The sequence below is a fragment of the Acidithiobacillus sp. genome (assembly GCF_023256195.1).
Taxonomy (GTDB): domain Bacteria; phylum Pseudomonadota; class Gammaproteobacteria; order Acidithiobacillales; family Acidithiobacillaceae; genus Acidithiobacillus_A.
Genome location: NZ_JAGDWX010000013.1, coordinates 66,926 through 87,432 on the forward strand (window position 1 = coordinate 66,926; position 20,507 = coordinate 87,432).

The 20,507-nt window shown below is 64.1% G+C and carries 23 protein-coding genes and 1 tRNA gene; 11 read left to right on the forward strand and 13 right to left on the reverse strand.

What is annotated here, in order from left to right; genetic code table 11:
- The 8 genes from aroE to Q0C23_RS02765 all read left to right on the forward strand — a co-directional run bounded on the left by aroE (position 1) and on the right by Q0C23_RS02765 (position 8,775).
- Positions 1-873, forward strand: coding sequence for a shikimate dehydrogenase (gene aroE / locus Q0C23_RS02730; protein WP_291510847.1), 873 nt, complete (start codon positions 1-3; stop codon positions 871-873).
- A complete protein-coding gene (pilB, locus tag Q0C23_RS02735) occupies positions 849-2,555 on the forward strand; it encodes a type IV-A pilus assembly ATPase PilB (RefSeq protein WP_291510848.1) in 1,707 nt (568 codons plus the stop codon). Before aroE ends, pilB begins: the two co-directional genes overlap by 25 nt.
- Positions 2,552-4,156, forward strand: coding sequence for an ATP-binding protein (locus Q0C23_RS02740; protein ID WP_291510849.1), 1,605 nt, complete (start codon positions 2,552-2,554; stop codon positions 4,154-4,156). The genes pilB and Q0C23_RS02740 overlap by 4 nt, the downstream gene beginning before the upstream one ends.
- A complete protein-coding gene (locus Q0C23_RS02745) occupies positions 4,153-5,520 on the forward strand; it encodes a sigma-54 dependent transcriptional regulator (RefSeq protein WP_291510850.1) in 1,368 nt (455 codons plus the stop codon). Before Q0C23_RS02740 ends, Q0C23_RS02745 begins: the two co-directional genes overlap by 4 nt.
- Positions 5,510-6,295: an A24 family peptidase gene (locus tag Q0C23_RS02750; RefSeq protein ID WP_291510851.1), complete on the forward strand. Its 786-nt coding sequence runs from the start codon at positions 5,510-5,512 to the stop codon at positions 6,293-6,295. Before Q0C23_RS02745 ends, Q0C23_RS02750 begins: the two co-directional genes overlap by 11 nt.
- Positions 6,296-6,298: 3 nt before the next feature.
- The gene (coaE, locus tag Q0C23_RS02755) at positions 6,299-6,916 is read left to right on the forward strand and encodes a dephospho-CoA kinase (protein ID WP_291510852.1); all 618 of its coding nucleotides are present in this window, start codon (positions 6,299-6,301) and stop codon (positions 6,914-6,916) included.
- 87 nt (positions 6,917-7,003) lie between these two features.
- On the forward strand, positions 7,004-7,756 hold the full coding sequence (zapD, locus tag Q0C23_RS02760) for a cell division protein ZapD (RefSeq protein WP_291510853.1): 753 nt from the start codon (positions 7,004-7,006) through the stop codon (positions 7,754-7,756).
- Between the two features lie 11 nt (positions 7,757-7,767).
- Positions 7,768-8,775, forward strand: a complete 1,008-nt coding sequence (locus Q0C23_RS02765; RefSeq protein WP_291510854.1) for a class 1 fructose-bisphosphatase — start codon at positions 7,768-7,770, stop codon at positions 8,773-8,775.
- A gap of 66 nt (positions 8,776-8,841) precedes the next feature.
- On the opposite strand, the gene Q0C23_RS02770 is transcribed toward Q0C23_RS02765, so the two are convergent.
- A complete protein-coding gene (locus Q0C23_RS02770; RefSeq protein ID WP_291510855.1) occupies positions 8,842-9,588 on the reverse strand; it encodes a complement resistance protein TraT in 747 nt (248 codons plus the stop codon).
- 148 nt (positions 9,589-9,736) lie between these two features.
- Between Q0C23_RS02770 and Q0C23_RS02775 the strand changes: the two genes are divergently transcribed.
- Both Q0C23_RS02775 and Q0C23_RS02780 read left to right on the forward strand, forming a co-directional pair.
- Positions 9,737-10,159, forward strand: a complete 423-nt coding sequence (locus Q0C23_RS02775; RefSeq protein ID WP_291510856.1) for a ClpXP protease specificity-enhancing factor — start codon at positions 9,737-9,739, stop codon at positions 10,157-10,159.
- On the forward strand, positions 10,156-10,827 hold the full coding sequence (locus tag Q0C23_RS02780; RefSeq protein WP_291510857.1) for a lytic transglycosylase domain-containing protein: 672 nt from the start codon (positions 10,156-10,158) through the stop codon (positions 10,825-10,827). The genes Q0C23_RS02775 and Q0C23_RS02780 overlap by 4 nt, the downstream gene beginning before the upstream one ends.
- Here the strand turns inward: Q0C23_RS02780 and Q0C23_RS02785 are convergent.
- From Q0C23_RS02785 to Q0C23_RS02815, 7 genes are all read right to left on the reverse strand, one after another.
- Positions 10,809-11,045, reverse strand: a complete 237-nt coding sequence (locus tag Q0C23_RS02785; RefSeq protein WP_291510858.1) for a helix-turn-helix domain-containing protein — start codon at positions 11,043-11,045, stop codon at positions 10,809-10,811. The genes Q0C23_RS02780 and Q0C23_RS02785 overlap by 19 nt on opposite strands.
- 16 nt (positions 11,046-11,061) lie before the next feature.
- Positions 11,062-11,694, reverse strand: coding sequence for a DUF3426 domain-containing protein (locus tag Q0C23_RS02790; RefSeq protein ID WP_291510859.1), 633 nt, complete (start codon positions 11,692-11,694; stop codon positions 11,062-11,064).
- A complete protein-coding gene (prmA, locus tag Q0C23_RS02795; protein ID WP_291510860.1) occupies positions 11,669-12,586 on the reverse strand; it encodes a 50S ribosomal protein L11 methyltransferase in 918 nt (305 codons plus the stop codon). Before prmA ends, Q0C23_RS02790 begins: the two co-directional genes overlap by 26 nt.
- Positions 12,583-13,929, reverse strand: coding sequence for an acetyl-CoA carboxylase biotin carboxylase subunit (gene accC, locus Q0C23_RS02800; protein WP_291510861.1), 1,347 nt, complete (start codon positions 13,927-13,929; stop codon positions 12,583-12,585). Before accC ends, prmA begins: the two co-directional genes overlap by 4 nt.
- Position 13,930: 1 nt before the next feature.
- The gene (gene accB / locus Q0C23_RS02805; RefSeq protein ID WP_291510862.1) at positions 13,931-14,428 is read right to left on the reverse strand and encodes an acetyl-CoA carboxylase biotin carboxyl carrier protein; all 498 of its coding nucleotides are present in this window, start codon (positions 14,426-14,428) and stop codon (positions 13,931-13,933) included.
- 43 nt (positions 14,429-14,471) lie between these two features.
- Positions 14,472-14,921 (reverse strand): type II 3-dehydroquinate dehydratase, encoded by a 450-nt coding sequence (aroQ, locus tag Q0C23_RS02810; RefSeq protein WP_291510863.1) that lies wholly within the window; start codon positions 14,919-14,921, stop codon positions 14,472-14,474.
- 77 nt (positions 14,922-14,998) lie between these two features.
- Positions 14,999-15,598: a nitroreductase family protein gene (locus Q0C23_RS02815; RefSeq protein WP_291510864.1), complete on the reverse strand. Its 600-nt coding sequence runs from the start codon at positions 15,596-15,598 to the stop codon at positions 14,999-15,001.
- Positions 15,599-15,916: 318 nt separating this feature from the next.
- Here Q0C23_RS02815 and Q0C23_RS02820 point away from each other — a divergent pair, with 318 nt between their 5' ends.
- The gene (locus Q0C23_RS02820; RefSeq protein ID WP_291510865.1) at positions 15,917-17,383 is read left to right on the forward strand and encodes a hypothetical protein; all 1,467 of its coding nucleotides are present in this window, start codon (positions 15,917-15,919) and stop codon (positions 17,381-17,383) included.
- Between the two features lie 165 nt (positions 17,384-17,548).
- On the opposite strand, the gene Q0C23_RS02825 is transcribed toward Q0C23_RS02820, so the two are convergent.
- The 5 genes from Q0C23_RS02825 to thiE form a co-directional block, all read right to left on the reverse strand.
- Positions 17,549-17,624, reverse strand: a tRNA-His gene (locus tag Q0C23_RS02825).
- A 97-nt stretch (positions 17,625-17,721) separates the two neighbouring features.
- Complete coding sequence (locus tag Q0C23_RS02830; RefSeq protein ID WP_291510866.1) at positions 17,722-18,051, reverse strand: helix-hairpin-helix domain-containing protein; 330 nt, start codon at positions 18,049-18,051, stop codon at positions 17,722-17,724.
- On the reverse strand, positions 18,041-18,436 hold the full coding sequence (locus Q0C23_RS02835) for an HIT family protein (RefSeq protein ID WP_291510867.1): 396 nt from the start codon (positions 18,434-18,436) through the stop codon (positions 18,041-18,043). The genes Q0C23_RS02830 and Q0C23_RS02835 overlap by 11 nt, the downstream gene beginning before the upstream one ends.
- Positions 18,437-18,470: 34 nt before the next feature.
- Complete coding sequence (gene hemL, locus Q0C23_RS02840) at positions 18,471-19,760, reverse strand: glutamate-1-semialdehyde 2,1-aminomutase (RefSeq protein WP_291510909.1); 1,290 nt, start codon at positions 19,758-19,760, stop codon at positions 18,471-18,473.
- On the reverse strand, positions 19,754-20,416 hold the full coding sequence (thiE, locus tag Q0C23_RS02845; protein ID WP_291510868.1) for a thiamine phosphate synthase: 663 nt from the start codon (positions 20,414-20,416) through the stop codon (positions 19,754-19,756). Before thiE ends, hemL begins: the two co-directional genes overlap by 7 nt.
- Positions 20,417-20,507: the final 91 nt, after the last annotated feature.

Here is a 20,507-nt window from a genome sequence, read left to right on the forward strand (position 1 = left end):
ATGCACGACGATGTTCCCAGCCCCAGCGGCGCAGCCATGGTATGCGGTATCCTGGGCGACCCCGTCCGCCACAGTCTGTCGCCCTGGATGCATCGCCTGTTCGCCGCGCAGACCGGACAGGACCTGGTCTACGCCCCCTTCCCCACGACCAGCACGGACCTGGGTCTCGTGCTGGCCGGATTGCGGGCCGCGGGCGTGCGCGGTCTGAACCTGACCATTCCCCACAAGGAGACGGTCCTGCCTTACCTCACGCAGATCGCTCCGGACGCCGCCGCTATTGGCGCTGTCAACACTCTGCGCTTCGAGGCGGACGGGCTGCGCGGGGACAATACCGATGCCCCGGGCTTCCTGCGTGCCCTGCAGCGGCACGCCGGCGATCATTGGGCCTTGCGGCCTGCCCTGATCCTCGGCGCGGGCGGGGCGGCGCGCGCCATCGTCCACGCCCTGGGCAGCGCCGGGGTGCCAGAGATTCTCCTCGCCAATCGGGACCTCGCGCGGGCGCACTCCATGGTACAGGATTTCCCGCACCTGCCTCTGCGCGCCTTGGCCCTGAGCCCGGAGAGCCTGCGCCCACACCTTCCCAACCTGGGTCTCGTGGTCAACTGCACCGCCCGCGGCCTGCACGGCGAGAGCCATCCCGAACTTGCCCTGGAGCTTCTGGACCCCACTGGCAGCGTCTGCGATATCGTCTATAACCCTTTGCACACCCCCCTGATTCGGGCGGCGCTGGACCGTGGTCTGCGGGTGGTGGACGGTCTCGGCATGTTGGTGGAGCAAGGGGCCGAAAGCTTTTCCCTGTGGACGGGAGTGATGCCCGATCCGGAACCCGTCGAGGAGCGTTTACGCCAATGGCTCTCAGCCCAGACACCCTGACCCTCAATCCCATGCTGCGGGCCCTGGCGGCCCAAGGTCTGGGCGATGAGGCAACGCTGCGCGAGCTGGCCGGTGACCCCAAGCGCGGCAATCGACCCCTGCTTTTCCACCTGGTGGACAAGGGCGCCGTCAAGGCCCCAGCCCTCATGGCCTACCTTTCCAATCGTTACAACGTGCCCATGCTGGATCTGGAGGCGGTGCAGATAGACGACACCGTGGTCGCCAAGGTCGACCGCCAGCTCATGGCGCGTCACCAGGTCCTGCCCCTGTCCCGCCACCGCGACATGCTGTTCCTGGCGGTGGCCGATCCCACGGACTTCAAGGCCATCGAAGAGGTCAAGTTCAACACCGGCCTCCAGGTCACCCCCATCCTGGTAGAGGCAGACAAGCTGTCCAAGGCCGTGGCCGCCTTTACCAGCAGCATGCAGGGTAAGCTCGAGGATCTCTTCGTCAATGACAGCAAGAAAACCGAGGACGCGGACGAGTTCGACCTCGGCAGCGACACCGAGGGAGTAGAAGACGCCCCCGTCGTGCGCTTCGTCCAGCAGCTGCTCCTGGACGCCATCCAGAAAGGGGTGTCCGATATCCACCTCGAACCCTACGAGCGCGACATCCGCGTGCGCTATCGCCTGGACGGGGTGCTGCAGGACGTACTGCACCCGCCCATCGCGCTGCGCGAAGGCATCACCTCGCGCCTGAAGATCCTGTGCAAGCTGGACATCTCCGAACGGCGCCTACCCCAGGACGGGCGTCTGCGGGTGCGGGTGCCGCCGGCACGCATCATCGACTTCCGCGTGTCCTTCTTGCCCACCAATTTCGGCGAGACCATCGTCCTGCGTCTGCTGGACCCGGCCAGCTCCAAGGTGCCCATCGAGGCTCTGGGTTTCTTGCCGGAGCAGCGCAAGGCCTTCGAAGATGCCATCCACCGCCCCTACGGCATGATCCTGGTCACCGGGCCCACGGGCTCCGGCAAGACCACCACCCTGTATACCGCCCTGAACATCCTCAATACCGGCGACGTCAACATCAGTACCGCCGAGGACCCCGTGGAAATTCCGGTCTACGGTATCAATCAGGTCAACATCAACGAGCGCATCGGGCTGAACTTTGCGGCAGCACTGCGTTCTTTTCTGCGTCAGGATCCGGATATCATCATGGTGGGTGAGGTGCGCGACCTGGAGACGGCCGAGACGGCCATCAAGGCTGCCCAGACGGGCCACCTGGTCCTCGCCACCCTCCACACCAACGATGCGCCCCAGAGTCTCACTCGTCTGGAGAACATGGGCATTCCGACCTACAACATCGCCGGCGCCGTGCACCTGGTGATGGCGCAACGTCTCGCCCGCAAACTTTGCCCGGTGTGCAAGGTGCCCTTGAAGATTCCCGAGCAGGCCCTGCTGGAGGCGGGCTTCGCCGCCGACGATTTGCAGGGTTGGCGCCCTCTGGGTCCCAAAGGCTGCGATGAGTGCAATCAGACCGGCTACAAGGGCCGTATCGGTCTGTATCAGGTCATGCCCGTGAGCGACGCCATGCGCGAGATCATCATGCGCGGCGGTACCTCCATGGACCTCGCGCGCCAGGCGCAGAGCGAGGGCGTCTTGAACATGCGCCAGGCCGGTCTGAAGCGGGTACGCGAGGGGCTGACGAGTCTCGAAGAGGTCCTGCGCGTCACCAACCTGTGAACCGCGGGTCCTCCTTCGCGGCCACGGGCCGCCGCTCCTGGGGGGTAGCCACCTACCGCCTGCTCATCGCCGCAGCGCTCCTGGTCCTGCTGCAGCTGCCCCTCGGTCGCAGTGATCTGGTGCTGCCGCCGCAGAATCTCCCCGCCCTCATCGATGTCGCCTGGGCCGCCGTGGGCCTGAGCCTCCTCTACCTCGGCATCTTGCGCGTCAGCAGCCAACTTGCCGATCACCCAGCCTTTCCCTGGCTGCAGGTCTCTGGCGATAGCCTCGTGGTGCTGTTGCTGTTGCACTACGGCGGAGGTCTCGCCGGGCCCTTCGCCATCCTGCCGCTACTGCTGATGATCTCCACGGCCAAGCTCCTGCGCGGTCGCGGCGCTTTCCTCTTTGTCTGGCTCCTGCTGATCCTGCTGCTGGTGGAGTTCTTCCTGCTCGGGCCGGAGCATACCCGCCTGCCCCTCGGACAGCTGCTCGTCTATCTACTGGCACTGGTCGCCGTGGCCTTTCTGGCCGACAGTCTGGTGGTCAGCCTGGAGCGCAGCAATCGCCTGACGCGGGAGCGGGATGTCGAACTAGGGAACCTGAACCTCCTCAATCAGGAGATCATCCAGCAGGTGGACTCCGGCCTGCTGGTGCTCGATCGGCAGAATCGGGTGGTACTCAGCAATCCCGCCGGCCGCCGTCTTGCCGGCTATGAGCGTTGGCAGGACGTGCCCGTGGCCCTGGATGTGGTGCAGCCGAGCCTGGCGGCGGCGCTGCGCCAGGGCGAACTGCACGAGAGTCGGGAGGTCTTGGTAGCCATCGAGGGAGGCGAGCGACTGAGCCTGCTCATCCGTCTCATCGCCCTGCCTCAGGGTCCCTACCGTCTGCTGATTCTGCGGGATGCGACGGAGCTGCGCGAACGCGAACGCGAGGCGCAGATGGCCGCGTTGGGGCGATTGGCCGCCAACATTGCCCACGAGATCCGCAATCCTCTGAGTTCGGTCCGCCACGCTACCGACCTGCTGCGGGAATACGTACAGGACGAACCGGGTTCTCTCCACCTTTTTCGTATTCTGGAGCGCGAAACGCTGCGCATCGATCGCATCATCGACTCCGTTCTGGAAATGGCCCGACCGCGTCCGGCACACCCGGAACCCATCGTCCTGCAAAGCTGGCTGCCGGTGCTGCTGGAGCAGTTGTCTGCCGACCCGCGTCTGGCGACGCTGCGCATCGACCTGCGTAAGGTCGGCGGCGAGCCCGTGGCCTTCGCCGACCCCGCCCATCTGCGCCAGATCTTTGCCAATCTGCTGCAGAACGCCGCCCAGCACGCGGGTGCCGGTGCCACGGAGGTTCGGGTGGAAATTGCCTGGCGCAGCACGGGCAACGGCTTCGTGGAGATACGTCTGCGCGATCATGGTCCGGGAATCCCGGAAGAATCCTTGGAGCGGATCTTCGAGCCCTTCTTCACCAGCGATGCCCGCGGCACGGGCCTTGGGCTGTCCATGGTGCGCGAGCTTCTGCGCCTCAACCACGGTAATATAGAGGCTCGAAACCACAGGGAGGGCGGCGCAGAGTTCCAGCTGGAACTGCCGGCCTGGGACGGAGGGGGATCGCTCCATTGAGTGCCAGCGACAGGCAGAAGCACCAGGCTCTGGTCGTCGACGACGAGCCGACCATCGTCGAGCTGCTGGGCATTACCCTCGAGGGCATGGGTCTTGAGGTCCTGGCCTGCCACAGTCTCGCGGAAGCCTTTGCTGCCCTTGCCGCCGGTCCGCCGTCGCTGTGCCTGACGGACCTGCGTCTGGGCGACGGCTCCGGCATGCAGCTTCTGCAGAAGATCCGGGAACGCTATCCTCAGGTGCCCGTCGCGGTGATCACCGCCTATGCCTCGGCAGAGGGTGCCGTGGAAGCGATGCGCGCCGGCGCCTTCGACTTCATGACCAAGCCCATCGAACTGGCCCGCCTGCGCCGGCTGGTGGCCGAGGCCATCGCCCTGGGCGAACTGCCGCGCGAGGTGGAAGACCTCAGCGAGCGCCTGGTGGGACGCAGCCCAGCCATGGTGGCTCTGCGCGAGCGCGTCCGCCTGCTGGGGCGCAGCAACGCGCCTGTCCACATCCGCGGCGAGTCGGGCACGGGTAAGGAGCTGGTAGCCCAGGCCATCCACGACGCGAGCCCGCGCCGGGACAAGGCCTTCATCGCCGTGAACTGTGGCGCCATCCCCGAAAACCTCATGGAGAGCGAGTTTTTCGGAGCCGAAAAAGGTGCCTATTCCGGCGCCGTGCAGCGGCGTGAAGGGCTCTTCCTGGCGGCCAATGGCGGCACGCTCTTTCTCGATGAAATCGCCGAACTGCCCTTGACCACGCAGGTAAAGCTGCTGCGGGTACTGCAGGAGCGGGTCGTGCGACCCCTGGGAGGCCTGCGCGAGATCGGCGTCGATATCCGTCTGATCTGTGCCACACACCGCGATCTACGGCGCATGGTAGCTGAAGGTACCTTTCGCGAAGACCTTTTCTACCGCATCAATGTCGTTCCGGTGGAGATCCCACCTCTGCGCGAGCGCCGCGAAGATATTCCCGTACTGGCAGAGGCCCTGTTGGAGCGCCTCTGCCAGCGCCACGGGCGCCCCATCGCCAGCCTCGAGCCCGAGGCGCTGGCCTGGTTGTCCACCCGTGACTTTCCGGGTAACGTGCGCGAGCTGGAGAACCTGCTGGAGCGGGCATTGGCGCTGCAGTCGCGGCCGCTTCTGCGACGGGAAGATCTGGAACCCACACCGACGACGACGGCGCCGCTTCCGTCGCTGCCCGACACGCCGACGGGGGCGGATACGGCCCTCGCGCAGCGCCTGGCCGAGGCGGAATCCCGGTATCTTGCATCGCTGCAGATCCGATTTAGGGAGCGCCCCGAGGAGCTCGCCCGGACCCTGGGTATCAGTCTGCAATCCCTACGTCTGCGCCTCGCCCAAGGAGGACCGGCTCTTGATTCCTGAGATGCTCTTGATCGCCCTTGCCGGCCTCTTGGTGGGCAGCTTTCTCAATGTGGTGGTTCATCGGGTGCCGCGACGCGAATCCATCGTCCATCCCGCTTCTCACTGCCCGGCGTGCGGTCACGTCCTGCGGCCCTGGGAAAACATCCCCGTTCTCAGCTGGTTGTGGCTGCGCGGTCGCTGTCGCGCCTGCGGCGTCACCATCCCTTGGCGCTACCCTGCCTTGGAGATCCTCGCCGCAGTGCTGGCGCTGTTGGTATTCTGGCGACTCGGCTGGGGCGCGCGTCTGCCCGGTGCACTGCTGTTCGCCTGGAGCCTGCTGGCCCTTACCTGGATCGATCTGGAAACGCAGCTCCTGCCCGATCGCATCACCAAGCCCGGTATCCTCCTGGGTCTGCTGCTCAACGGCCTGGGCATCTGGTGGCCTGGGATCGCCCTGACCAGTCCGCTCAGCGCATTGCTGGGGGTGCTGCTGGGCTACGGTGTGCTGTGGCTGCTGGCGGCGACCTACTTCTCCATCACCCGACGACCCGGCATGGGCGGCGGCGACCTGAAGTTTCTGGGTATGATCGGCGCCTGGCTCGGCTGGCAGGGCATGGCCATGACCCTGTTCATCGCCGCCATCACCGGTGGCCTGATCGCCACCCTCTATCTCCTGCTGGGCAAGGGCCGTGATTACGCCATTCCCTTTGGTCCTTATCTCGCGCTGGGTGCCGCGCTGATGCTGCTGTGGCCGCAGGAGATCATCGCCGCCTATCTGCGGCTCTTGGGGCCTTGAAGGGTGCGTCGGATCGGTCTGACGGGCGGCATTGCCTGCGGCAAATCGACGGCCAGCCGGGTACTGCAGTCGGCGGGGGCCACACTCCTGGACGCTGATGTGATCGCGCGCGAGCTGGTGGAACCGGGCACGGAGGCCTGGCAGCACATCCGCGATCGCTATGGCCCAGAGTGTCTGCTGCCCGACGGCAGTCTCGATCGTGCCTGGCTGCGTCGCCGCGTTTTTTCCGAAGGGACGGAGCGCTTGTGGCTGGAGGCACTGCTGCACCCGCGGATCCGCGCCGAATTTCTGCAACGCAGCCACGCTCTGGAAGCACAGGACGAGGCTCCGGATGTGCTCATCTGGGTGGTCCCGCTGCTGCTGGAGAGCGGCTACGACAGGCTGGTGGACGGTATCCTCGTCATCGACTGTTCCCGTGACTCCCAGTGGCAACGTCTGCGCGCGCGCGCGCACTGGTCCGATGCGGAAATCGCCACCGTACTTGCACGTCAGACGGACGCCGCCCACCGTCGTGCCGCCGCCCACTGGGTCATCAACAACGACGGCGGCGAGGCGGCCTTTGCGGCGCAGGTTCGCGCCTGGTGGGACAGCCTCCAGAGCACACCGCGGACACCGTCCTGATTTTGCGCCGGACCCCTGCCTGTGGCACCCTGCTTCGTGGAGCAGGCCAGGCCCTGCCGCTTCGCTACCGTTGGAACATCCATCGCCATGGCCCGTTATGAATTCCCACTGCAGGAGCGCACCCGCAATCTGTTGCGTCTGGAGAGCGTGTTCGCCGGTCTGGACGATACGCCGGACCCCCGAAACCTGCGCAGTCATCTACGCGCCTTTCTCGAGTTGCTGGATTTCTGTCAGCGCCCTGAACTGCGCCTCGATCTGATCCTGGAGCTGGAGCGGCTGCTGCAGACCCTGCAACTCTGGGCCAAGAGTCCCGAGGCCGATCATGCCGCTCTGACGCACTGGCAGGAGGAGTGTCGCGGTCAGCTGCAGCAGCTTCGGGAAATGCCCCGGGCCCTCGGCGAATCCCTGCGCCACCAGGAAATCCTGCAGCTGGCCCGGGGACGCATGGCCGTGGCCGGGGGTCTCGCAGATTGCGACATCCCGCTGCTGGCGCTCTGGCAGCAGCAATCGCCGGAACTCATCGCCGAACGCTTGCAACGCTGGCGAGCCGAGCTGATCGTCCTGGAGCGCAGCGTGGCCCTGATCCTTGCCTTTCTGCGTGAATCCCAGGCCTGGTCGCTGGAGCGCAGCCGCGGCGGGCGCTTCGCCCTACCCCTGAATCCACGGCAGCCAATGGTACTGGCGACGGTCGTGGTGGAAGACGACGGCAGCGGGGCCTACCCCAAACTCAGCGGTGGCGCCCACCGTCTACACGTACAATTTCTCCAGTGGTTGGACCCTGGACCCAGCCGCGCGCTAGAATCCGATCTCAGTTTTCGCTTGGGTTTGAGCGCCTGTTAAAGGATGGAAGCATGCAGATCGGTACCACACTGAGCCAGTTCATCATCGAAGAAACCCGCCTGTATCCAGGTGCCACAGGCGACTTCGCCGCACTCCTCAACGATCTCACCGTGGCCTGCAAGTTCATTGCTGCCCAGGTACAGCGCGGCGCGCTGGTGGGTGCCCTGGGAAGCGCCGGTACCGACAACGTCCAGGGAGAGGTACAGAAGAAGCTGGACATCATCAGCAACGACGCCATCCTACACGCCATGGATTGGACCGGACATCTGGCCGGCATGGTATCCGAGGAGATGGATGCACCTTATGTCCTGCCTGCCGGGATCCCACGCGGCAAATACCTGCTGCTGTTCGACCCCCTGGATGGATCCAGCAACATCGACGTCGGCATCAGTGTCGGCACCATCTTCAGCGTGCTGCGCGCACCGGTGGCAGGGCGCGACGCGGTGGCCGCGGACTTCCTGCAGCCGGGCGTCGAGCAGGTGGCCGCGGGCTACGCCCTCTACGGATCCAGCAACATGCTGGTCTACAGCACGGGCTACGGCGTCAACGGCTTCACACTGGAGCCCAGCATTGGCGAATACGTGCTCACGCACACCCAGATGCGGATCCCCGAGGACACCAGCGAGTACGCCATCAATGCCAGCAATCACCGGCACTGGCAGGCACCGGTGCGGCGTTACATCGACGAGCTGACGCAGGGCCGTGAGGGACCCCGGGGACGGGATTTCAACATGCGCTGGGTGGGGTCCATGGTGGCGGACGTACACCGACTGCTGTGCCGCGGAGGTATCTTCCTGTACCCCTTCGATACGCGAGACCCCGCCAAGCCCGGTAAACTGCGCCTGCTCTACGAGGCCAATCCCATGGCCTTTCTGGTGGAGCAGGCGGGGGGCGCCGCCAGCACCGGTGTGCAGCGGATCCTGGACATCGAGCCCGAGGCCCTGCACCAACGTGTACCCGTGATCCTCGGAGCAAAGAAGGAAGTGGAGCGCGTCGTCGCCTACCACCAAGAAGGATAAAAAAACGGCCCCCGCATCGAGGGGGCCGCTGCCGTTGAAGGTCGCCGCCCCAGGCGGCGACGATACTCAAATGATCCCGGAAATGCTGTGCACTAGCTGCGCCTGCAGCAGAGGGACCGCCTTCTTGAAGCTCAGATTGACCTGGTTAGCCGTGGATACGATCCGGGTGCGATAGTCTATCCAGTGCCCGGTACCCGAGATTTCCTGCGTGGTGGTGGTGCTGGTGCCCTGCTGCAGGTTGGCATTGGTCTGCTGGGACACCGCCGCCTTGCTCCGCTCCGCCACCTGGACGTCGGTGATCATGGCATAGGTGGTGTCCTTGACCATGGAGTCGGCGACCAGGCCGATGGCACTGCCCACCAGGGCGCCCGCACCTGCGCCGGTGTAGCTCTGGCCAATGGTGCCACCGGCAATGGCGCCGAAGGCCGCGCCGCCGAAGCCGTCCGTCAGGGACTTCTTGGCCGCCGCCTCCGACATCTTGCCAACGGACAGGACATTGATCTGCAATAGGTAATGCGCCTGGTTATAGGGTACGATGCGATAGCCTTGGCTGGTCAGGTTGGCATCGATTTCCTGCTCCAGGGCGGCGACGTCGAGATTCTTGTCCGAGGTGTTCTTGAACTGTACGTAGACGGTCTCCTCGGACGGCGGTACCGGATTCAGAAAGATGGTATTGGACATCTTGGTCTGCACGTCCAGGTTGCGGTGCTCCAGGGCAACCTGGGTGGCGGCACATCCGGACAGGGCCACTATGCCCACCGCCGCCATGCCATAAGCCACAACGCGCCGAGATGATACCAAACGAAACGACATGTTTCCCTCCAATGGGATAAAATGACCCTGCGGCCGAAAGCTTTGTTTTGTGACTAACGCGTATTTTAGAATACCATGGGAAAGTCGCAAGGCGTGGCGACGCACTTGCACTGGCGGGAATTTGATCTAAAAACGGAGGGAGGAGAACGTGCTCGGGAGTACCATGGTGTTGCCGGAATCTGCCAAACCCCACCTCTTGCAGGCGATCTACGCTTGGTGCCTGGAGCAGGACCTGACCCCGTATCTACTGGTACTGGTAGACTATCCCGGTGTCTCGGTTCCACCCGGCTACGACCGCGACGGTCGCATCGTTCTGGACATATCGCCCTCGGCAACCCAGGGTTTGCAGATGGCAGACTCCTGGATTCAATTCCAGGCCCGTTTCGGCGGTGTGGCCCGTCGCATCGAGATTCCCATGGCCGCCGTGTTGGCCATCTATGCCGCGGAGACCCAGGAGGGCATGGGTTTTCCTGAACCCAGCCTGCCCCAGACGCCGGAACCGGACAGCTCACCGGACAAGGGGAGTCGTGGCGGCCACAGCGAACGGCCCGGTTTGCGAGTCATCAAATGAAGATCTGGCTGGGACTGCTGAGCTGCCTTGGGGTGCTGGCTGCCGCACCGGTCCAGGCCGATATCTACGCCTACACCGATGCCAACGGTGTCATTCACTTGACCAACGTACCGCAGAAGCAGAAACCCTACCGAATGGTGATGCGCACGCCCAAGGCCACTGCGACGGTCCTGCCGCGGCCTGCCGCCAGCCCCATGGCGCAGAAGGAGTTGCAGCCCATCGTCGATCGTGCCGCCGAGCGCTTCGGCGTCAGCGCCGCACTCATCAATGCCGTGATCCGCGCCGAGTCCGGCTTCAACAGCGGCGCCGTATCGCCCAAAGGCGCCATGGGTCTGATGCAGTTGATGCCCACCACCGCCAGCCGCTTCGGTGTGGGCAACGCCTTCAGCCCCAAAGAAAACATCGAGGGCGGTACGGCCTACCTCGCGCACCTGATCAAGCGTTTTGGTGGTGATCTGAAACTCGCCATCGCCGCTTACAACGCCGGGCCCCAGGCCGTGGTTCAGGCCGGCTACACCGTCCCACCCTATCGGGAGACCCAGAACTACGTGCCGCGGGTGCTCGCCTATTACCAGCAGTTTGCCAGCGGTCAGGGCACCGTCGTCGGCAGCGGTGCCGCGTCCACGCCAGCGCGCGGGCCGCAGATCATTCAGTTGTCGAGTCCATAACGCTGCAGTTTCTTGCTCAAGGTATTCCGGTTGATGCCGAGCCAGGCGGCAGCGACGATGCGCCGGCCCTCGGCGCGCTCCATCACCGTCTGCAACAGCGCCCGCTCCACCTCGCCCAGGACGCGTTCGTGCAGGGCAAGGGGCGCCTCCTCGTGCAGGTCATCCAGGTAGTCCGCGACGGCGGCGCGCACACAATCGTGGAGCGAGGGCCTGGTCACGCGCGATACCCCATGCTCAGGGCCGACTCAGCAAGGTGACCTGGTAGCCCGGGGCTGCTATGAGTTTTGGGCTGCTCAGATGGAAGGAGACGTCCTCCCCCGGAACAAAACCGTCGGCGGCGTGCCGCTCGGGGCCTAGGTACTCACTGGGGCGGAATTCCAGGCGAGCGATGGTACCACCGTAACTGTTGCTCAAGGTGACCTGGATGACCGGATAGGCCTGCACCAACTGCGCGTCGTTGCGGATCTTCCCCCGGATTTCCGCCCGATGGTCCGGCAAGGGCAGGACGGAACTCTGGACGATACGGATATCCCGATTGGGACCGGGCCAGGGGATCTGCACATCGAAGCGCGCCGCCGCGTTCAACAACGCCTGCCGTATGGGTGTCGAGGTGGCGGCGTAGGCGTAGCTGCGGGTCCACCAGAGCACCTGAATGATGAGCACCAGGACCAGCAAAAATATGACCAGCAGCAGCAGGCGCCGGCCCCAACTCCAGCCGCTGCGTTCCTCGCCACCGCTGGCCAGCGCCGCCAGCTCTACCCGGAAGACCTGCTGGCAGACCGTGCAACGCACGAGCCCCTGGTGCGCGCGCAGCGCTCGCGGATCGACGGCAAAAGTGGACTCACAACGCGGACAGGTGATTTCCATGACGAGACTCCGAGGGATGTTCCGGCATCTTTCTGCGTCCCGAGAGCAAGGACCAGCCATCGGCGCGGATTGGTTCGGCAAAATCTATGGTAGCGGCATACGCAGACCGCACGAAATGCTCCTGCTCCGGCAAGAGGCCCGACAGCGCAAGGCTGGCATCCGCCGTCAGATACCCGATCAGGGTCGGTGCGAGATCCACTAGGGGATTCGCCAGGATATTGGCCACCAGCAAGGGCACACGCAGCGCCGGGACCTGTTCCGGAAGATAGAGCTCGAGCCGGTCGGCAACCCCGTTGATCCGAGCGTTCTCCCGAGCCACCTCGAGAGCCAGTGGATCGTTGTCCACGGCAATGGCGCGACGGGCACCCAAGAGCAGAGCGGCGATGGCCAGGATACCCGAGCCGCAGCCATAATCCATGAGGGTTTCGCCGCCGCCGATGTGTGCATCGAGAAAATGCAGACAGAGAGCCGTGGTGGCGTGGGCGCCGGTGCCGAAGGCCTGGCCAGGGTCGAGACGCAGCACCAGGTCCTTGTCGGGCAACTCACTCCAGGAGGGGGCTATCCACAACCGACCGAAGCGTCTTGCAGGGAAACCAGCCTGGGTCAGGCCCACCCAATCCCGATCGGCCAGGGCCTCCAGTTGCGGGTGGAAGTCGGTCCAGGGGCGCTGCCGAAGCCAGTGCTCGAGCTGCCCACGACTGTGCACCGCGACATCGAAAAGGGCCTCGCAGCGGGTGCTGGGCCAGTACTGGCCAGCGGCAAAGATCGGGGTGGCGTCCTCGGGCTCGAGGAAGCTCACCGCTACCGCCCCCGCCTCCAGCAGTTCTGCCTCGATTTCCGCCACTTCCGGCTCGGGGATGTCCATGGTCAGCTGCCACCACGCTGCGCTCATAGATTCAGCAGTGCCTCCAGGTAGTGGATATGGACACTGCCGGCAGCGAACTGCGTATCCTCAAGGATACGCCGATGCAGGGCGATGTTGCTCTGGATACCCTCGATGCTGGTCTCTCGCAAGGCGCTACGCATGCGCTGCAAGGCCTCGTCGCGGCTGCCGCCGTGGGCGATGATCTTGGCGATCATGGAGTCGTAGAAGGGCGGCACGCGATAACCTGCGTAGAGGTGGCTGTCGACGCGAATCCCGGGTCCACCCGGAGCGTGCCAGGCGCTGACTTGCCCGGGCGAAGGAACGAAACGCTCGGGATCCTCGGCGTTGATGCGGCACTCCAGGGCGTGGCCGCGCAGGACGATGTCGGCCTGCTGCAGGCCCAAAGGCAGCCCGGCGGCCACGCGGATCTGAGCCTTGACGATATCCACTCCGGTGATGGCTTCCGTGACGGGATGCTCCACCTGGACGCGGGTGTTCATCTCGATGAAGTAGAAGGTCTCGCTGACGGGATCGTAGAGAAACTCGATGGTACCCGCCCCACGGTAGCCCATGAGCTCGCAGGCCTGCACCACGGCGGCACCGATACGCTCACGCTGCTCCGGGCGGATGCCCGGTGCGGGAGCCTCCTCGATGACCTTCTGATGGCGGCGTTGCGTGGAGCAGTCGCGCTCACCCAGGTGGATGCAGTGTCCATGGGCATCGCAGAGAACCTGAAACTCGATGTGGCGGGGCGTCTCCAGAAACTTTTCCATGTACAGGACCGGGTTGCCGAAGGCCCGCGCCGCCTCCGCCCGGGTCAGGTTGGCGGCATTGATGAGGTGCGCCTCGGTGTGCACCACCCGCATGCCTCTTCCGCCACCCCCTCCGGCTGCCTTGAGAATGACCGGATAACCGATATCCCGGGCCAGAGCCTTGATGGCCTCGGGCGCGTCCGGCAGAGGCCCGTCCGAGCCCGGGACACAGGGCACACCGGCCTTGAGCATGGCCTGTTTGGCGGCAATCTTGTCACCCATGAGGCGGATGGTCTCGGGCCGCGGACCGATGAAGGCAAAGCCACTCTTTTCTACCCGTTCAGCAAAATCGGCATTCTCCGAGAGAAAGCCGTAACCCGGGTGAATTGCCTCGGCATCGGTCACTTCCGCCGCCGCGATCACCGCCGGAATGTTCAGATAGCTGCGATCGCTGGGCGCGGGGCCGATGCAGACGGACTCATCGGCGAGCTTCACGTGCATGAGGTCGCGATCGGGCTCCGAGTGCACGGCGACGGTGCGGATGCCGAGTTCGCGACAGGCGCGCTGCACTCTCAGAGCAATCTCGCCGCGGTTGGCGATGAGGATCTTGCCGAACATGTCAGGACTCGGGCGCGATGATGAACAGGGGCTCGCCATACTCCACAGGCTGTCCGTTACCCACCAGAATCTTCACGACCTTGCCCGAGACATCGGCCTCGATCTCGTTGAGAAGCTTCATGGCCTCGATGATGCAGAGGGTCTGCCCGGCCTTCACCAGCTGCCCCTCTTCCACGAAGGGGGGCGCTTCGGGCGCAGGCGCCCGGTAGAAGGTACCCACCATGGGCGACTTGATCATATAGCCCTGTGGCACCGCCCCCTCCGTCTCGCCGGCCTTGGCTGGCGACTCGGCGGCGGGAGCTGTTGTAGCCGCAGCCGTCCCCGCGCCTGCCTGGCCCATGGGCAGGTAGGCAAACGGTGGCAACGCAGCGGGGCCGGCGCTGGCCTGCGGCAGGTGCCGAGTGATACGCACCTTGCTGTCGCCTTCCACCACCTCGATCTCGTCGATACCGCTTTTCTGCAGGAGTTCGGTGAGCCGCCGGATGAATTGAATGTCCATGTTCCTTCCTTGTGGAATGTCTTTAGGCATAGGGAAATCCACCTCAGGTGTGCAAGCGCCGCGCGATGGCATCCAGGGCCAGGGCATAGCCGTCCGCGCCGAGACCGGCGATCACGCCGCTGGCGATGTCGGAAAAATAGGAGTGGCGACGGAAGGGCTCACGGGCGTGGATGTTGGACAGGTGCACTTCGATGAAGGGAATGGCAACGGCCGTCAGGGCGTCCCGCAGGGCAACGCTGGTGTGGGTAAAGGCGGCGGGATTGAGAACGATGTGCGTGACGCCCTGCGCCGGCGCCTGCTGTATGGCGTCCACAAGGACGTGTTCGGCGTTGCTCTGCAGGCTGCGCAGATGCCAGCCGCGGGCTTCGGCCTCGGTCTTCAGGTGGGCATCGATCTCGGCGAGAGTCGTCCGTCCGTAGTGATCCGGCTCCCGGCAACCCAGTAGATTCAGGTTCGGACCGTGCAGAACCAATACGTGTATCTGGGCAGACATAGGCTCCAAGACATTTTGGAAAGGCCTGAGTCTGCCGCAAATGTGGTCATAAATCTAGGCGGGGGAGCCGCCCCGGCTCAAAAATGGTCCGTGCGCAGCCAGTCGCTCATGGGGAGACGGTTGCGCGGCCAGTCGTTGCCGACACCTTTGCCTACCGCAATCATGTAACCGATGACGTAGTCCTTGGGCAGGCGGATGAGGCGAGCCACTGCGTCGAAATCAAAGCCGTCCATTGGGCAGCTGTCCAGACCCAGATCCTGTGCCACCAGCATCAGGGTCATGCCGAAGATGCCGAGACTGCGCATGGCCTCATCACGAGCCACCTGCTCCTTGCCGCGATAGTACTCATCCAGCTTGGGCAGGAGAAAATCCTGCACCGGCGCCGGCGCCGTTGCCCAATAACGCGCCGGCGACTCTTCCCAAGCCTTCAGATCGGCGCAGAGGATGAAGAGGGCCGAAGCGTCCGTCACCTGCGCCTGTCCCCAGGCCACCTCCCGGATAGCGGCCCGCAACTGCGGATCCTGTACGTCCAGGATGCGCCAATGCTGGATATTGTAGGCGCTGGGAGACAGAGCCGTCGTCTCCAGCAGCACCCGTCGTGTCTCCGGCGAGAGGGGATGGTGCGGATCGAAGGACTTCGTCGCTCGACGTTTCTGCACTGCGGTGATGACATCCATACCGGCTACTCCTGCTTCGTGAAAAGAGTCCCAATATTAACACCGACTGGTTGGTATGCGCTAACGCCTCATTCTCCCTCTCCGGGCAGGCAAAAACCCATCCGCAGCTGCGCACATAATAATTAGATAATCAATCACTATTGTATTTAATTATCGTCCGAGACGATCAATAGAATTTATCTTTGGATAAATTCCTTGTCGGAGTCCATAGGCTGAACTATACCAAAGGAACGGGATGTTCCCGCCTGGATCCACGCGCCGCCTCACACCGCGGTAGTAGTCTGCAAGGGAGGTGGGCCGTCTTGGAGGAGTGAGGGGATGAAAAAGAACGACACTTCCGCGAAGTACCCAGAATCATCGCATTGGTATCACCGCAGCGCGTTACGGCTCTGCATCGCCTTGGCACTGGCAGGCAACGCACTCGTAGTCTGGGCAGCAGACCCGGGTACGGACAGCCGGTCGTCGCCGCCGGCACAGTTCATCCACCAACTCTTACCCCAGACCAAGGTCGACGCCATGGTCGGCCTGATCAATTTCAGTTACCTGAACCACGGGCATAGCCAAGAGGACACCCACGCCAACGCCGTCGGCGGACACGTCTACATCCACAGTCCACAATGGTATGGGCTGAGTGTGGGAGTGGCGGCAAACTTCGCTACCTGGACCGGGTTCTATCTGCACAACGACCCGGAGCTGACGGGGCCCTATCCCAGTCATGGTATGGCCGCCCTGCGCAACGCCTATCTGCAGGCGCACTACGGACCGGTAGTGCTGCGCGGTGGTCGGCTCTTCATCCAGACACCCTATGCCAACATGGACTACTACACCTTCAGCCCGCGGGCCTTCACCGGCATCGCAGCCGTCATCGATGTCATCGGCGGCGCTCGGACCTCCCGGTGGTCTGGCACCGGTCCCCTGCAGTTGGCCGGTTCTCCTGCTACCTTGAGCGTCTTTGCCGGACGCATGTACAGCTACGAAAGCCGCTATTCTCCCGAATTCACGACCGGCAATCGCTACAGCAGCACCCACAACAACGGCTTTTATGTGCTGGGTGCACGTTACGCCGGTGAGCTGCTCGGGAATCCCTTTGCCCTACAGGCCTGGTACTACAATTTCTACGGCTTTTCCACACTGTTCTACGGCCAGGCCAATCTGCGCCACCCCCTGAGCTCTGGACAGAGCCTGTTTGCCGGTTTTCAGGTGGTGAGTCAGGGTACCTCCGGTACCGGCGGCTATCTGCCGGAATTGAATGCCAGCTCGGTCCGGGCCGAGGTCTACGGCGCCAAGCTCGGCTATGCCTTCAACGATAACCTCGACAGCGTGGCTCTGGTCTACAACTACAGTCCGGTCAACTACAACGCCTTTCGCCACGGCGGCATGCTGCACCCCTACAACGATCTGTCGGGGACCCTGTATACCACCACCATGCAGACCGGCATATCGGATTACGGCCCAGGCTTTGCCTACGGAATCACCTCGAATTTCTCGTTATTGGCGAGAAAGCTGCAGGTCAGTGCCAGCTTCATCCGGTATCTGGTGCGCTACGGTTTCGGCGGCAGCGTCTACACCTACGATGGGGCATACGGATTTCCAACGGGCGAGGCCATCCCAAACCAGAATCTCTGGTCCATGGATGTGGGCTTTTCCTACGACCTGTCCTCCCTGCTGAAGGGCCTGACCGTTGCCGATTACACGGATATCTCAGTCGCAGGCAATCGCGCGGGCTATCCCCACTATAACAACCCCTACTTCAGCAACCGTTTCTACTTCAAGTACCACTTCTAGGGAGGATTGCGGTCATCGGAACGCCGTAACAAAGAACGTCTAACGCTAGGATCAAAAGCTCAGCGGGGAAGTCCAGGACAGGGGGTTGGATTCCAGGTCAGGCGAGAGGGGACACTACTCACTGCCCCAACTATCCCCGAGGTGCTTCGCTGAAGCTCTGGAAACTGGGGTGGCTGATGGGGCTCGAACCCACGACAACCGGAATCACAATCCGGGGCTCTACCTGCTGAGCTACAGCCACCATAGAGTGTCGGATGATAGTGGCTCCTGCGGTGAGACGCAAGGTCCGGCGGCGAAGCTACCGAGGGCGATATCCAGGTATAGGTAGGTGGCAGGCCTCAAGGCGGGCCTACCCGCACCTGCGGGCGAACCTTCGCGGCCAGTTTTACCCCCACGACGGCGGCAAGGGCCGCAGGACCGGTGAAGGCGCCGTGCCGCTCGCGGTAGTCGAGAATGGCCTGGGCCCGCTTTTCACCGATACCCGGCAGGCAGCGCAGGGTTGCGAGATCGGCGCTGTTGATATCGACGCGATCGGGGCAGTGTGCGGCCTTCTTGCGAGCCGCCTCCACCGGTTGCAGTGCCACGAGACCCAGCACGAGCAGACCCGTGAGGATCAGCGTCTGGGTCCGACCGCCACCGCCCGCGTCCAGAAGCAAGCTACTGCGCAAGGGCTGCACGCAGCGCCTTGCCCATGGCCGCGCGTTCCTCGGGACTGCTCTCCCGGGCCAGGGCGAAGTTGAGATCACTGATGGCGTTCATGGGCACGAGATGCACATGAGTGTGCGGAACTTCCAGACCCGCCACCATCACTCCAACCCGCAAGCAGCCGGTAACCTTCTCGATGGCCGGCACCACCCGCTTGGCAAAGGGCAGCAGGCCCGCCAGGGTGGCATCGTCCAGGGTGAAGAGATAATCGTGTTCCTTCTTGGGGATCACCAGAGTGTGTCCTGGGCGGATGGGACGGATATCCAGGAAGGCCAGATAGTGCTCGTCCTCCAGGATCTTCTCTGCCGGAATCTCCCCCTCGATGATGCGCGTGAACAAGGTTGCCATGGTCTGTCGATGCTCCTGTTGGCGGGCTACGGGTCTAGGTCAGGCTTGCAAAGGCTTTCTCGGCGGCGTCCAAGGTGCGGGCGATGATCGCCTCGTCGTGCGCCGCCGAGACGAAGCCCGCCTCGAAGGCACTGGGGGCGAGGTAGACACCTTCCTCCAGGAGCGCGTGAAAAAAACGGGCATAGCGATCCTTGTCCGAAGCCATGACGTCCTGGAAGTTACGCACCGGACGGTCACTGAAGAAAATCCCGAACATCCCCGGCACCGCGTTGATCTGTAGCGCGATGCCCGCCCCCTCGGCCCGTGACTTGAGCCCACTGCACAGGGCATCGGTGGCTGCCGCGAGCCTTTCGTGAAAACCCGGCTGCTGCAGAAGCTCCAGGGTCTTCAGGCCAGCCGCCATGGCAAGGGGGTTGCCGGCCAGAGTTCCGGCCTGGTAGACCGGTCCGTTGGGGGCCAGCCGGTCCAGGATGGCCCGACTGCCGCCCAGGGCGCCCACGGGCAGGCCACCGCCGATGATCTTGCCGAGGGTGGTGATGTCAGGACGGACGCCATAGAGTTCCTGGGCGCCGCCGGGGGCCACGCGAAAACCCGTCATCACCTCATCGAAGATCAAGAGCGTGCCGAAACGGTCGCAGAGTGCGCGCAGGCCTTCCAGGAAGCCATCCTCGGGCGGCACGCAGCCCATGTTGCCGGCGATGGGCTCAACGATGATAGCGGCGATGTCGAAACCCCACTGCTCCATGATATCGGCAACGGCCGGCAGATCGTTGTAGGGCAGCACCAGGGTATCGCGGCTCAGCTCTGCAGGCACGCCGGCGCTGGAGGGCTGGCCCAGGGTCAAGGCTCCGGAGCCCGCCTTCACCAGCAGACTGTCGCTGTGGCCGTGGTAATTCCCTTCAAACTTGACGATCTTGTCGCGCTGGGTCACCCCGCGCGCCAGGCGCACCGCCGACATCACTGCCTCGGTACCGCTGCAGGTCATGCGCACCATCTCGATGCTGGGAACCAGAGCACAGACCAGCTCCGCCATGCGCACCTCGATGGCCGTCGGCGCCCCGAAGCTGAGTCCCTTGCCCATCCGCTCCGCCACCGCCCCCAGGATGTCGGGGTGGGCGTGGCCGTGGATCATGGGGCCCCAGGATCCGACATAATCGATGTAGCGCTGTCCGTCGACGTCCCAGAGGTAGGGGCCCTGCGCCCGCTCGATGAAGAGGGGGTCGCCACCCACGCCGCGAAAGGCACGCACCGGTGAATTGACACCGCCGGGGATGACGTTCTGGGCGGTGCTGAAAAGTTCTGCAGAGTGGACTGTCTTCACGATTCCTCCGACGTTGGCGACCCGTGGGACGCCACAAAAAGGGCCTGGAGTTGCCGCGTCGCGGCCGCCACATCCTTTGCCCCGAAAAGAGCAGAGATGACGGCGAGGGCGTCGGCGCCCGCCGATATCAACGCGCCACCGTTGTCCGCGTCTATGCCGCCGATGGCTACTATAGGCAGGCGCAGCCGCCGGCGTGCCTCTCGCAGCAGGGACAAGGGTGCCCGGCAGGCGTCCGGTTTGCTGGCGGATGGAAAAAACGCGCCGAAGGCCACATAGTCTGCCCCCTCGGCCTGCGCCCGCTCTGCTCGACCCAGATCATCGTAGCACGACACGCCGATGCAGAGGGAGGAGCCAAAATGCCGCCGCAGCTCGGCCAAGGGAGCATCGTCGCGGCCGACGTGCAGGGCCGGCGCGCGGATCCGCGCTGCCAGCTCGGCATCGTCATTGACCACGAACAATGCACCGTATTCCCGACATAAGGCATAGAGCGCGGTGGCTTCCCGTGTGCGTCGCCTGGCATCGCCGCCCTTGTCCCGATACTGGAGAATACCCAGACCGGCGCGCAGGGCGATCTCGCTCTGGCGCAGCAGCGCATCACCAGGCAGGAGCGTGCTGTCGGTAATGCCGTAGAGACCGGCGATGGCCTGTCCGTCACTCACCGCCGCACTTCCATGAACGGTCGTCGTGCCGCACAGCGGTCGGGAATGGCCTGACCCGCACCGATACGATAGGCGCCTGCCACCGCCGTGG